General features: G+C 58.0%; 13 protein-coding genes and 4 tRNA genes. 8 read left to right on the top strand and 9 right to left on the bottom strand.

Going from position 1 to position 12,646, the window contains the following annotated elements:
- Positions 1-24: 24 nt before the first annotated feature.
- The 6 genes from JAO32_RS17740 to JAO32_RS17715 form a co-directional block, all read right to left on the bottom strand.
- Positions 25-1,014: an RNA polymerase sigma factor gene (locus JAO32_RS17740; RefSeq protein WP_334242860.1), complete on the bottom strand. Its 990-nt coding sequence runs from the start codon at positions 1,012-1,014 to the stop codon at positions 25-27.
- A 152-nt stretch (positions 1,015-1,166) separates the two neighbouring features.
- Positions 1,167-2,450, bottom strand: coding sequence for a PQQ-dependent sugar dehydrogenase (locus tag JAO32_RS17735; RefSeq protein ID WP_334242858.1), 1,284 nt, complete (start codon positions 2,448-2,450; stop codon positions 1,167-1,169).
- Positions 2,451-2,522: 72 nt separating this feature from the next.
- Positions 2,523-3,083, bottom strand: coding sequence for a GNAT family N-acetyltransferase (locus JAO32_RS17730; RefSeq protein WP_334242855.1), 561 nt, complete (start codon positions 3,081-3,083; stop codon positions 2,523-2,525).
- Positions 3,084-3,093: 10 nt separating this feature from the next.
- Positions 3,094-4,065 carry a hypothetical protein gene (locus JAO32_RS17725; protein WP_334242854.1) on the bottom strand — a complete coding sequence of 324 codons (972 nt, stop codon included), beginning with the start codon at positions 4,063-4,065 and terminating at the stop codon, positions 3,094-3,096.
- Positions 4,066-4,107: 42 nt separating this feature from the next.
- Complete coding sequence (locus JAO32_RS17720; protein WP_334242852.1) at positions 4,108-5,496, bottom strand: DHA2 family efflux MFS transporter permease subunit; 1,389 nt, start codon at positions 5,494-5,496, stop codon at positions 4,108-4,110.
- Positions 5,480-6,052 carry an isochorismatase family protein gene (locus tag JAO32_RS17715; protein ID WP_334242850.1) on the bottom strand — a complete coding sequence of 191 codons (573 nt, stop codon included), beginning with the start codon at positions 6,050-6,052 and terminating at the stop codon, positions 5,480-5,482. Before JAO32_RS17715 ends, JAO32_RS17720 begins: the two co-directional genes overlap by 17 nt.
- Before the next feature lie 67 nt (positions 6,053-6,119).
- Here JAO32_RS17715 and JAO32_RS17710 point away from each other — a divergent pair, with 67 nt between their 5' ends.
- A complete protein-coding gene (locus JAO32_RS17710) occupies positions 6,120-6,740 on the top strand; it encodes a TetR/AcrR family transcriptional regulator (RefSeq protein ID WP_334242848.1) in 621 nt (206 codons plus the stop codon).
- On the opposite strand, the gene JAO32_RS17705 is transcribed toward JAO32_RS17710, so the two are convergent.
- Together JAO32_RS17705 and JAO32_RS17700 are read right to left on the bottom strand one after the other, a co-directional pair.
- Entirely contained in the window at positions 6,737-7,882 is a 1,146-nt protein-coding gene (locus JAO32_RS17705) for an acyltransferase family protein (protein ID WP_334242846.1), read from the bottom strand. The genes JAO32_RS17710 and JAO32_RS17705 overlap by 4 nt on opposite strands.
- 107 nt (positions 7,883-7,989) lie before the next feature.
- Positions 7,990-8,832, bottom strand: coding sequence for a hypothetical protein (locus JAO32_RS17700; protein ID WP_334242844.1), 843 nt, complete (start codon positions 8,830-8,832; stop codon positions 7,990-7,992).
- 179 nt (positions 8,833-9,011) lie between these two features.
- On the opposite strand from JAO32_RS17700, the gene JAO32_RS17695 reads away from it, so the two are divergent.
- Positions 9,012-10,367: a D-arabinono-1,4-lactone oxidase gene (locus tag JAO32_RS17695; protein ID WP_334242842.1), complete on the top strand. Its 1,356-nt coding sequence runs from the start codon at positions 9,012-9,014 to the stop codon at positions 10,365-10,367.
- Positions 10,368-10,515: 148 nt separating this feature from the next.
- On the opposite strand, the gene JAO32_RS17690 is transcribed toward JAO32_RS17695, so the two are convergent.
- Positions 10,516-11,100, bottom strand: a complete 585-nt coding sequence (locus JAO32_RS17690; protein WP_334242840.1) for an SRPBCC family protein — start codon at positions 11,098-11,100, stop codon at positions 10,516-10,518.
- A 279-nt stretch (positions 11,101-11,379) separates the two neighbouring features.
- On the opposite strand from JAO32_RS17690, the gene JAO32_RS17685 reads away from it, so the two are divergent.
- The 6 genes from JAO32_RS17685 to JAO32_RS17660 form a co-directional block, all read left to right on the top strand.
- Positions 11,380-11,455 (top strand) — tRNA-Thr (locus JAO32_RS17685).
- Positions 11,456-11,493: 38 nt separating this feature from the next.
- Positions 11,494-11,580, top strand: a tRNA-Tyr gene (locus JAO32_RS17680).
- 250 nt (positions 11,581-11,830) lie between these two features.
- Positions 11,831-11,905, top strand: a tRNA-Thr gene (locus tag JAO32_RS17675).
- 84 nt (positions 11,906-11,989) lie between these two features.
- A tRNA-Gly gene (locus JAO32_RS17670) sits at positions 11,990-12,064 on the top strand.
- A gap of 32 nt (positions 12,065-12,096) precedes the next feature.
- Positions 12,097-12,405, top strand: coding sequence for a hypothetical protein (locus JAO32_RS17665; protein WP_334242838.1), 309 nt, complete (start codon positions 12,097-12,099; stop codon positions 12,403-12,405).
- Positions 12,406-12,533: 128 nt separating this feature from the next.
- On the top strand, positions 12,534-12,646 hold a 113-nt coding region (locus JAO32_RS17660; RefSeq protein ID WP_334242911.1), incomplete at its 3' end, for a GTP-binding protein.

Raw genomic sequence — 12,646 nt, 5'->3', positions numbered from 1 at the left:
CGAATTGGTCTTTTCATCGCTCACCTACATCACCTTCCTCTCTGTGCGTCCCAGCATCCGCGCCAGTTCGGCGCGGCCCCGGCTTATTCGGCTCTTTACGGTGCCCTCCGGCACACGCAGAACCGCGGCAATCTCTCGGTAATCCATGTCCTGCAGATCGCGCAGGATCACAGCCTCGCGCAACTCCGGCGAAAGCTGTTTCAGCGCATGCTGGATGCGAACACGCATCTCCTGCCGCGCCACCTGCTCCATCTGGTTCGGCCTTGTGTCGGCCAGACGCTCCGCCATGGTGGGGCCGTCTTCGTCGTGCAGGTTTTCATCCAGCGAATCCGTGGCGCGATCCAGTCGCGTGCGACGGAAGTGATCCACCAGCATGTTGCGCGTCAACGTGGTCAGCCACGTCGTAAACGCGCCCTTCTCCGGATCAAACCCGGGCAGATTCTTGTAGACCTTCAGGAACACATCCTGCGTCAGGTCTTCCGCGTCCGTGGGCGATCCCGTAAAGCGATAGCAGATGCCATATACCCGGCGATGCTGTGCCAGCACCAACTGCTGCCATGCGGACGAATCGCCGCGCAGGCACGCATACACCAGCCGGTGCAACGTCTCCAGTTCCTGCGCCTTCGCCGCGTCCATCACGGGCGCAGATGGCGCAGCCGCATTCCACGGCTCCAGATTCCGACTTTCCTCTGGTGTACGCTGCAAACTCTGTCCCTCTGCCAGTTGCGACAGTGTACCGTGTGCATCGCCCGCTGCCGATGCCTCCAGAGGCACATCCGTTAACACGCCGCGACGATCACGGATCACGGGCAGGTCCTGTCCACGCAGGCTCACAATATTCGCCTCGGCAACCTTCTTCGCCCGGCGCGGCGTCTTCGCTTCCTCGGCCGCAGCCACCGGAGCCTCAACCACAGTCTGTGGCGGCAGAACCTTTGCCGAACGGGGTGCAACTGGCATCTTCCAGCCCGTCATCCCGGGAATCATCGGCGTCATCGCAATGGACAGCGTACCCATGAAATGCAGTACGCAAGAACTTGCGATTCAGTTCCACGCGGAAGCATTCTTTTTCACAGGCAAATGTGCATTTGACACAAAAGTGGGACGACCGCCGAAGCATCCGTCCCACCCTTTACTAAATCGATTGTTTCTTTGAATTTCAGGCCAATTTAGTTCTGTTTTCCAACCCACGTCACACGCCAGACCGTATTCGCCCCATCTTCGACCACAATAATGGCGCTATCCTTCGCCACCGTGATGCCCACGGGACGTCCCCAAACCTTGCCATCCGGCGTCGTAAAACCCGTCAGAAAATCCTCGTACTCGCCCAACGCCTTGCCGTTTTTCACCGGGATGCGTGCCACTTCATATCCCGCACGTTCTTTACGATTCCATGAACCATGTTCCGCTGCAAAAATGTCGCCCTTCACAATGCCCGGCACATTCTTGCCCTCATAGAACGTCATCTGCAGCGAGCCGTTATGAGGCTGCATCAGCACATCTGGCGTAATCACCTTGGCCTGCAACTCCGGATGCTTCCCCGCATGACGCGGATCCTGCGTGCCACCCATGTACCACCACGGCCAGCCGTAAAATCCGCCCTCCTGCACATGCGTGATGTAGTCCGGCACCAGGTGATTGCCAAGCAGATCACGCTCATTCACGCTGCACCACAACTCGCCCGTCTCCGGCTGAACGGCCTCGCCCACGCAGTTGCGGATGCCATAGGCATACACCTTCACAAACGTGCCATCCGGTTTGTACTCCAGCACATCCGCACGATTCTTCTCCGCAGGATGCGTGTCAGGATCATCCACATTCGATCCCGATCCCACAGACACAAACATCCGCTGGCCGTCCTTGGAAAACACCACATCGCGCGTCCAGTGACCACCACCCGCCGGAATGCCGCTGACCACCGTTTCCGCCGCGCCTGTGGCCTTCAGATCGCCATTCTTATAGGGAAAGCGCACCACGGAATCCGTGTTCGCCACATACACATACTGCGGGTTATCTGCGGGCCAGAAGTTGATGCCAAACGGCTTATTCAATCCCGTCGCAAATACCTCGCGCTGTGCCGCCCGGCCATTTGCGCCCACGCCACGCAGCACAATCACCGATCCCGCACCGGAATCCGCCAGGAACAGATCGCCATTCGGAGCCGTGCGGATCAACCGCGGAATCTTGAATCCGCCCTCGGCATACAGCTCCACACGATATCCCGGCTTCGCAATCGGAATCGCCCCATTACGCGGAACAAGCTGAGGCCCATTCGCCACCGTCTCATCCGGATGCGGCGCAGGCACGTCAGCCAACGTAATGTGAATGCGATTGCCGGGCTTTTCATCCACGGCATTTTCAAAGGCACTCTGTCCTGTCTTTACCTGGGCGGCAAGCGTGGAGGCAAACAGAACAGCAGAACAAAAAACAGCGGCGCGGCGAAAGTTGTCCATGCCCCATGAAATGCCCGTCGCACACATTTTGCAACTGCAATCAGACGCCAGAAATACGTCCGTCAGGATGCGCTATCGAACGTCCTCTGCCTGCTTCACCATGTGCACAATCGGAAGTCGGCTTCCATTCGGCAGAGGCACTTCTACGCGCTCGCGTTCCTGGTATCCCTTCAACGCATACAGCGCCACACCCGTCAGCGTCGACCCCATCTCAAACCGCCGAAACCCAGCATCCTGCGCAGCCTTTTCGCAGTGTTCCAGAATCATCGAACCGACGCCCTGCCGCGCCCATTCCGGATGAATAAAGATCGCGCGAATCTTCGCAGCATCCACCGCAGGGTCGAGCACCTCCGGAATCCTTCCCGGCCCATGATCGCTTCCAAACAGCGTCTTGCGAAAACTCCATCCGCCACACCCGGCAATCATCTCCGGCTGCTCTGCAGGACACGCCACAAAGTACGTCTGATCCTGGATTAGTTGCGTATCCACGCCAAACACATGTCCCAGCGCGCCATCCCGTTGCTCTGCGGTGTATTCATTCGTTTGCAACTGCTGCACTGAAGCTTCAATCACCCGATGCAGCGCAGGAATGTCATCCAGCGTCGCGACACGAATATGAAACCGAGGACCCATCTGTACTGCGTTACTTCCCGCCCACTGCTTCACTCAACAGCGAACGCGAAACATCTCCCGTAATCACCACGCGGCTCTTCTTCTGCTCCACTGCAAGCGAAGCAAACGCCTCGTGCAACGCAGCGTCCTGCGGCGTCGCCGTTCCCTTCGAAAATCCGCGAAGAAGCTGCAGGATAGTCGACAGATTCGCCGCCGTCTGCATCGCATCATTCTCTGAAGGAGCAAGCTCTTCCACCCGCAACTGCAGACTGCCACGGAACGCAAGCGACGCGATAAAGTCCGTGTCCTCGCTCATCGGCAACGTCACACCAAACACCTGAATATTGCCACGATCGCTGAACGGCAAACCCACATGCCCAATGCCCCACGCCAACGCAAAGTAAGGCACCTCGCGATATCGCAACGACAACAACGACGATCCTGAAAACGGCGAAGCGCCCGCCGCATACCGATCAATCACAGAATGAATCTGCTCCGGCGTAGGCATGTTGCTCGCAACAACCATGTCATACCCAAGCGCGCTCACACGCATCACTCGGCCTTCACCGCCGGGAACGGTGTACACCGTGTGCCCTGCATAGTTCTCCGTCGCGACGCTGTTCTTCTGCAGATACTCCGTCAACTTCTGCGAATCGAAGCGCCCTTCCATCACGCCCGTATACGCCACCACGCCATTCGGCCCATTCGGGTCGGGCATGCGATGCAGCGAAACGGCAATGCGATCCAGGTCGCTTTCCCAGTGGAATCCCGTGCCATCCAGAAACTTCGCGTACTCCGGGGAAGGCGTAACCGGCTTCTCATCAAAGTGAGTCGCCGCACGCACCGGCTTCAGACTCATGTAAACAATCGCATCGGATTCCGGCAGCAGACGTGCCACCTCAGGCGGAGCATGAAAGCGCAGCACCAGCGCCACAATCAGCACCACAATCAGCGCAATGGGAATGCCCAGCGAATACAGTCGGCGTTTTCGTCGCGGTTCCACTCCACAGCAGAATAGCGCGACCGGCACATTTCCGCCGCTTTTCTATGCGTGCGCCTGCGAAGCCCGCAAAGGCAACTGCGACGTAGCCGCCACCACCGCAACGTTAATCACACACAAAACCCCAAACACCCATGCAAACGCCGCTGGCTGAGCCGTTTGTTCCATTCCCCACGCCAGCAGCGTTGCGCACAATGTCGTCAACGTAGGCCCACCCAATCGCTGCACAATGTTCATCGATGTCGTCGCCATCGGCAACTCTCTGCGCGGCACCGAAAGATACGCCGCCGTAATCGAAGGCAATCCAATCGCGCCCTGCCCCATGCCACGTAGAAACAGCGCAACCACCAGCACAGAAGTACTCAGACCACGCGTCGGCATCAACAGAAACGGAACCGTCGTCAACGCAACAACCGTTGCACCCACCACGGCCAGCCTGCGAATCCCGAACCGCTCCTGCAACCATCCGTTCGACGGATACACCAGCAACATCCCCAGTCCCAACGGCATCAGCAACCAACCCACCTTCGCAGGCGACAACCCCATCTGCCGCACCAACAGATACGGCAGCAACAACTGAAACGAATACACCGCGCCGTTCGACAGAAACTGCGTCACCGCAGCCACACGAAACGTTCCATGAAACAACTTCAGATCCACAAGTGCATCATCACCACGCTGCCGCGCATGGCGCACAAACAACACGAAACACAACGCCGCCACGAACAGCAGCGCCACTCCCGTGCGTTCGCGCACATGATCCGCGCCATACAGAAACAGCACCATGCTCGGCGAAAGAATCGCCAGTCCTAACAGATCCAGTGATCGCGGACTGCGTTCCGTCTCATCGTTGGGCAACAGGAACATCGCGCACAGCACCGCGACAACACCCACTGGCACATTCACCAGAAACAACCAGTGCCACGAAGCATGTTGCAGAATCGCTCCTGCAATCACCGGCCCCACCAGTGGCCCCAACAAAATCGGCAACGTCGCATAGCCCATCACACGGGCCATATTTTTCCCGGCCACACGCGCCATCATCAACTGCGCCATCGGTGCCAGCAGCCCGCCACTCAATCCTTGCAACACGCGAAACGCCACCAGCATTTCCGCGGAAGTTGCAGCAGCACACAACGCCGACGACACCGTGAACGTCGACAGGCACACCATGTACAACCGCCGTGCGCCGATGCGATCCACCAGCCATCCATTCAGCGGCAGCATAAACGCAAGCGCAAGCAGATAGCCGCTCGTGACCCACTGCATCACGGAGAGATTGCTGTGCAGATCGCGCACCAGCGTTGGCAGCGAAACATTCACCACCGTCGCATCCATCTGCGACAGGAACGATCCCATGACGGCGACCGCTCCCACCTTCCAGATCAGCGCCGTATGCGCGCGTTCTGTCTCCACGCTAGGCAATGGCTTCAATCACCTCGTCCGTAGAACGCACCAATCCCGCACGCGGAAAGATGTTCTTAAACGCAAAGTCCTGCATCTCCTGGCTAAACGTGGCGCACGCATCCTCCACCACCACAAAGGCAAAGCCCAGTCCCGTTCCCTGCCGGAACGTCGACTCCACGCCAATATTCGTTGCAATACCTGCCAGCACAACCGTCTCCACGCCACGCGCACGCAACTCAGCCTCAAGCTTCGTCTGTGCAAACGCGCCCCAGTGCCGCTTCGTAATCACCAGATCGCCATCCTGCTTCCCAGCCTCTGGCACAATCTCGCTTGCCTCCGCCGGAATATCTTTCGGAAGCTGCGTCGGCTCATCGGACGGTAGTTTCATAAAGTCCTGCAGATTCACATGCACATACACCACCGTGCCGCCCTTCGCCCGCAAAGCCTCCGCCATGCGTCGCGAACGCTCAATCACATCCTTCGCCGCATAAGGCTGCACATCACGCCCCACAATGGCGTACTGCAAATCAATGAGGACCAGCGCTGTTTTCGTCGCGTCCAGAGAAAGTGTTTTATCCGCCATGCGTGTCATCTCCTGTTCACACAAATATGAGGACACCCTCACATTTCAATATTGCTAGAATATGAGGGTGCCCTCAACTTCGTCAATCCCGGTTCGCCGCGCACCCCGGCAGGATCGCGCCACAAAGCGCGTGGAGGCGTTTCTTGGCGCTGCCGAATCACTTTTTGTCGAACAGGGATATGAAGGCACCACGATGACCGCAGTAGCAGAGCGCGCCGGTTCTTCCATTGGCGCACTCTACAGCTACTTCCCCGATAAAGTCGCGCTGGCCCGCGCTTTAGCTTCGCAATATGCTGACGCACTGGCCGCCTACTGGACACCGGCGTTTGAACAACTCGACGGCGCGTCCGCAAAGAAATTCGCAGACCGTTTCCTTGACAGTTTTCTTGAATTCATCGCGGCACAACCTGCCTACCTGCAACTGCAGGCGGCGCCCGTACGCTTTCGCCGCGACCCCGCCACGCGGCATGCCTTTCGCGTCGTGTTGCAAAAGGCGTTGCAGCGGTGCGCTCCGCAACTCGAAGACGCACGCGCTTATCTCTGCGCCAACACCGTACTGCAAATCACCAAGGGCATGGTCACGCTCTATGTTGACAGCGCGCCCGCAGACCGTCCCCGCGTCGTCACCGAATTTAAGACAGTACTCGCGCTCTACCTGAAAAGTGTATTCGCTGAGAAGCGCGATTAAAGCGCCGGATCGACACGCATTTCCGCATCCAGATCTTTCGGCGTTTCTCGCAGCGTGCGATCGCGCAACCAAAGCGCAGGCCGCTCCACCACAACATGCAACACCAGTGCCGCACCCAGACAAACCACCGCATACATCAGCCATGAAGCAGGCCCATGCGCCTCAGCAACACTTGGCACATGCACCATCACAAAATGCGCCACAGGCTTATGCGTCAGATACAACGCAAACGCCAGCGTAGCCAGCATCTCCGCACCCGGCACACGCACACGCGCCAGCCATCCGCTCTCGCTCATCGCAGACGCCGTCACCATACCCAGTCCCAGCGACAGCAGCGGGAACCCAACAATCACGCCCCATTTCGCAGCCCCTGTGTCACTGCCCAGATCCTGCCCGCGAAACATCCACACCACCGCAGCAACACACGCAGTCCCGGCAAGAAACAACAAGTGTCCACGCCGCATCCACGCCTTCCACCACGAAGGTCGAAACGCATGCACCAACGCAAGACACACACCAACCATCAGTCCATCCAGCCGCGTATACGTGGGGTAATACACACGTTCATACACCGCATCGGGATACTGCAACACCAGCCACCACCGCAGCGCGATACCGCCAGCCACAACACATGCAATCAGCGAAATCGTCTTCGTTGCAGACGGCTTGCGCATCATCAGCAACACCAGCCACGGCAGCATAAGATAAAAGTGCTCTTCCACGCACAGCGACCACGCATGCGAAAACGCACGCGTGCTGAACGTGAAACCAAAGTTCATCGTGAACGTAAGAAACTTCCATAGCGACGGCAACTGCGGATAATCGCGCCACGCAGGTACAAGAAAATACAGCGCCACCACCACGAAATACGCAGGCAAAATGCGATACGCACGGCGCAGATAAAACTCACGAATCGAAGGCCGCTTCCCGCGCAGATATGGCTTCAGCAACTGCCGCCCAATCAGGAACCCGCTCAACACGAAGAACAGGTCAACGCCCATGAAGCCGTAGTACGTCACCGGCAACAATGCCTGCGGCAGTTCGCCAAAGATGGTCAGGTGATACAGCACCACCACCAGCACCGCAAAAGCGCGCAGCGTGTCCAGCCCATGCAGGCGGGAGATTGAACCGGTCGATGTCATGTGTGGAGGCAGCCGCGGAGCAGCACCAGAGCAGCTTCAGCCTATTCCACTTTCTTCACGCGCAACACGTTGCAAACTGGATTCCCTCGTAGAGGAAATCCCGCGCACTATTCCGAAATCGAAAACGTATAGATCTTTCCGGCATGCGCAATGCCGGGAGCACCCGCAGAACCAGGCGCGAGCACACCATACTCGCCCTTCTGCAGATCACGCGGCACTGTGAATCCAAATAACCGCGAACTTACTTTGTGAATGGGAATATCCAACGCATCGCGATCCGCACCTGTCTCTGAGTGAAAGACATTCCCCGTCTTCACACGAAATTCACGCCGATCACTCTTCTCATGAAAGCGCAGAATGACATATTCCACCGCATCCACCTGCATACTGGGCGCAAGAATCATCATCTCCGTACCGGGTGAAATCTTCAGGTGCGACTTCGGCCCTGTTACTACGCCGTTCTCATCCTTCTTCACAATGTCGTGCGTCAGCACGCTCTTCAGCGCGCCGCCATCGCGATACTTCACCAGCTCAGGCCCAACAGCTTCCCACTGTCCCTGCACGTTCTTGTAATACAAACCTGGGTCATCGCTATTCACTGACAGCGGAGTTACCTCCACTGGCGTCACCGGATGCGTATCCAGCCCACTATTCTTCGCCAACATTGCAGAAATCACCGCCTGCGACACACCCGCGTCCTTCAGCGCAACCAGATCATCCGGCCCCGTCTTGTACTCGCCCGGCTGCGAACGCACCGTCTGCAGAATGATGCTGTCTTCCAACCCCGCCTTGCTCATCTTCACAATGGCATCGTTGGTCAGCACAGGACTATGTTGTTTCGCCGCAACCTTCCCACCGTCAGACAACTGCGGCAACGGCCCTTCAACACCACTCTGCGCATGCAAAAGAGGTGTAACAACAAACACAGCGGAAAGAAGAAAACGACGCATAAGAAGGAAAGAACTCCGCAAAGCAGAATGACACAGATATAGACGAAGCGCGCCAGGCATCCGCGTACACCTGTTCCCTGTTCCCTGTTCCCTGTTCCCTGTTCCCTGTTCCCTGTTCCCTGAAATTCGACGCGCACCAATCCGCCCGTGTATACAGTCTTCGCGAAGGGAGCATGAGCATGAATCGACGCGAACTGCTGCAAACAGGAGCCATGGCGCTTGCCACAACCAGCACCACACGGTGGATGATGGGACAGGGGAAACCGATGAACGATCACGCTGCCGTACCACGCACCAACTGGGCCAAGAACCTGCATTACAGCACCAACCGCGTTTACGCCCCCACCGACGCCGCGCAGGTGCCAGAGATCGTCAAAGCCAACGCCAAACTCAAAGGCCTCGGTTCGCGCCACTGTTTCAACAACATCGCCGACTCCACCGCCGCACAGATTTCCATGCGCGAAGTGAAAGGCATCTTCATCGACGCGGCGGCAAAGACCGTCACCGTCGGCGCTGGCATTGCCTATGGCGAACTCGCACCCACGCTCGACAAGGCAGGATTCGCACTCGCCAACCTCGCCTCCCTGCCGCATATCTCCGTCGGAGGCACCATCGCCACGGCCACGCACGGCTCCGGCGTGCGCAACAAGAATCTCTCCGCCGCCGTCCGCGCACTCGAAATCGTGAAGGCTGACGGTAGCATCGTGCATCTCTTCCGCGATCACGACGGCGACCGCTTCCGCAACGCCGTCGTGCACCTCGGAGCCATCGGCGTCATCACCAAAGTCACGCTCGACATCCTGCCGCGCTACGACATGTCGCAGGTCGTTTACCAGAACCTGTCGTTCAACGAACTCGAACACAATCTGGAAACCATCATGGCTTCCGGCTACTCCGTCTCGCTCTTCACAGACTGGCAGAAGAATCGCGTGAACCAGGTGTGGATCAAGGACAAGGCAACCGCGCAAAAAGAGATGCCGCCCATGTTCTACGGAGCCACGCTGCAAAAGCGCAAAATGCATCCCATCGACGACCATCCCGCCGACGCCTGCACCGAACAGATGGGCACCGTGGGCCCGTGGTACCTGCGCCTGCCGCACTTCAAGATGGAGTTCACACCGTCCAGCGGCGAAGAAATTCAAACCGAATTTTTCGTCGCCCGCAGCGACGGCTACAAGGCCATCCGCGCCGTAGAAAAGCTGCGCGACCGAATCACGCCCCACCTCTTCATCACGGAACTGCGCTCCATCGCCGCAGACGACCTGCCCATGAGCATGGCTTACCAGCGCGATTCACTCGCCATCCACTTCACATGGAAGCCAGAGCCTCAAGCAGTACTCGCGGTCCTTCCCGACATCCAGAAAGCGCTGGAGCCCTTCGGCACGCGACCGCACTGGGGCAAGGTATTCACCATCGACCCCGCCTACCTCCACAAGCAATACGCGGAACTCGATCACTTCCGCGCCTTCGCCAAGGAGATGGACCCCACCGGCAAATTCCGCAACGCCTACCTCGACCGCAACATCTTCGGCTAAACAAAAACGCAGCGCTGCAGCAAATCCACTGCGAGCGCTGCATTCGTTCTTCAAGGAGCCTCGGATAAGGGTGGGAGCAGGGGCCTTCAGGCCCCTGACAGTGTTTGGAATAAGAGGCTTTAGCCTCGGCCAAGCTTCATCAGCCCCGTTACCGAGTAGCCGAAGGAATCACCGGCGGCGCAGCCAGCGATCCCGGAGGCAGCGTGCCTCCCTCCGCCAGCGTCTTCAGGTTCTGAAGCATCTTCGTAAATCGCACCCGCCGATTCGCAATGTCCTTCTCGCGCGCCGCATCATCCGCCAACATGCTGTTGTCGAACAGCAACGTGTAAAAGACGCGCGTCGTCGTCGGCGTCAGCGCCCGAGCCTCCAGCGTGCCGTGGTACATGTTGTAGGTCACGCCCTCACGCACCGGCTGCGTGTAGGTGTAGCTGTACTGCGTCTTGGCCACCAGGATCTCGTTCGCAATCGAACGCACCGTGCCGAAGTCGCCATCGCCGGACAAAAGCTTGCATCCGGGAATGCCCCACTCGCCAATGTCGCAGTACTTTCCGACGCGAGCCCACACTTTATCCACCGGCGCATTCACATCAATCTGCATCGGCACAGAAACATAGTGCGGATTCGGCACCTGCAGCGGCGCAGGGGCCGGACGTGCAGCAGGAGCAGCCGGCTGCTGCGCAGAAAGCGACGCAGCACCAAACATTAGTACGGACAGAAGAGCAACGGATTTCATCGGACAGTTCATCCTCGCGGAAATGGGTTTCTGGGAAGCAGCGGAATAATACTTCGCGAAGGAAACAAATGTCGCTCACCGCAAAGTAAAAATCTCCTCCATCGCACTTTGAGTTCTCCGCATTTTGGCTTTCAGAAACCTTACGGGACTGCCCTCGCCCCGCCCCGGGAATCTGTGCTAAAGTCAAAGACAGCGCTGCGCAGGTCATGGCAGCGTTGTTTGTTGTGCGAGCGTTTGTTTTGGGCCGGTGCACTGAGTGGGTACTGGCGGCAGAGATGGGCTGGCGTAGCTCAGCCGGTAGAGCATCTGATTTGTAATCAGAGGGTCGGGGGTTCAAATCCCTTCGCCAGCTCCAGCATCCCGATTCCCAGGCAACACAACAGGCAAATAAGTGCACAGGTGGCCGAGTGGTTAATGGCAGCAGACTGTAAATCTGCCACGCAACGCGTTACGAAGGTTCGAATCCTTCCCTGTGCACCATAAGTTTTAGAGGCTCTCGTAGTATGAGAACCTCGGAAGATGAAGATGGACGGACCGGGATCACAGCAGCGAATGTACGTCGCGCTTGGGGTGATCGCAATAGCCGCCATCGGAATCGGTCTCACGATGGAACCCGGCAAATACCGGAGTCTGGCGTGGGTGTTGTTAGGGTTTTTCGCGTTTCGCGTGCTCTTGGGCAGGCAAAGCGCGGTTCGAAGAGGGCGCGATCAACGGCCTTCAACGAAGCAGGGCTGATGTAGCTCAGTGGCAGAGCACTCCCTTGGTAAGGGAGAGGTCGAGGGTTCAATCCCCTCCATCAGCTCCAGGTTTCAAAGGGCGGGTCCTCTCAAATCCGCGAAAGCGAGGCTGACTCGCTAACTCGCTGACTTGCTGACTCGCTCCAAAGGACGCGGGAGTAACTCAGTGGTAGAGTCACAGCCTTCCAAGCTGTTGGTCGCCGGTTCGATCCCGGTCTCCCGCTCCAGAGTTTCAAGGTAGGAGTCCCCAGGACACGGCATGTACGAGCAGGCAACCATCGCGGTCGAGAACCAGCAGGCATTCGACGCCGTCAAATCGGCTATCGACAACTCTTTCTCTTCGGCAAAGGTATCGGACTTCCTCAAGTCGCTCGACCGTTCGAAGCTCCGCATCCGCGAGTTTGAAGATGTTCTCCGCGCAGGCAAGCTGGGCTCCGGTGCCGAACAGGCTTACAACAGCCTGAACAACGGCGACCAGGGCATGATCCGCGAGCACTATCTCTCCACTCTGGAGAAGGTCGATCCCGCTCTGCGTCAGAAGTACCTGAAGGTCTACGCCTACTACTGAGGCAAACGGACCTCCCCGTAAAAGTTTCCCTGGGCTTGGAGCCGCACCGTGCGGCAGCCCGCACCACGTTCTGAAACCATCTTTGGAGCCGCCTGGCAAACGGCTTACAACTCAGGAGCAAGAGAGCAATGGCGAAGGAAAAATTTGACCGTAGCAAACCGCACGTAAACGTAGGCACGATTGGTCACATCGATCACGGCAAGACGACGTTGACGGCGGCGATCACGAAGGTGTTGTCGAA

Source organism: Terriglobus sp. ADX1 (assembly GCF_036877645.1).
In the GTDB taxonomy this organism is placed as follows: Bacteria; Acidobacteriota; Terriglobia; order Terriglobales; family Acidobacteriaceae; genus Terriglobus.
Note: the sequence above shows the minus strand (reverse complement) of the source record. Positions and strands in the feature narration are given on the sequence as shown.

Coding starts and splice junctions, on each gene's coding strand:
- JAO32_RS17700 (WP_334242844.1), bottom strand. CDS start 8,832: ATGCGTCGTTTTCTTCTTTCCGCTGTGTTTGTTGTTACACCTCTTTTG.
- JAO32_RS17695 (WP_334242842.1), top strand. CDS start 9,012: ATGAATCGACGCGAACTGCTGCAAACAGGAGCCATGGCGCTTGCCACA.
- JAO32_RS17665 (WP_334242838.1), top strand. CDS start 12,097: ATGTACGAGCAGGCAACCATCGCGGTCGAGAACCAGCAGGCATTCGAC.
- JAO32_RS17715 (WP_334242850.1), bottom strand. CDS start 6,052: ATGGCGGATAAAACACTTTCTCTGGACGCGACGAAAACAGCGCTGGTC.
- JAO32_RS17705 (WP_334242846.1), bottom strand. CDS start 7,882: ATGACATCGACCGGTTCAATCTCCCGCCTGCATGGGCTGGACACGCTG.
- JAO32_RS17740 (WP_334242860.1), bottom strand. CDS start 1,014: ATGGGTACGCTGTCCATTGCGATGACGCCGATGATTCCCGGGATGACG.
- JAO32_RS17730 (WP_334242855.1), bottom strand. CDS start 3,083: ATGGGTCCTCGGTTTCATATTCGTGTCGCGACGCTGGATGACATTCCT.
- JAO32_RS17690 (WP_334242840.1), bottom strand. CDS start 11,100: ATGAAATCCGTTGCTCTTCTGTCCGTACTAATGTTTGGTGCTGCGTCG.
- JAO32_RS17735 (WP_334242858.1), bottom strand. CDS start 2,450: ATGGACAACTTTCGCCGCGCCGCTGTTTTTTGTTCTGCTGTTCTGTTT.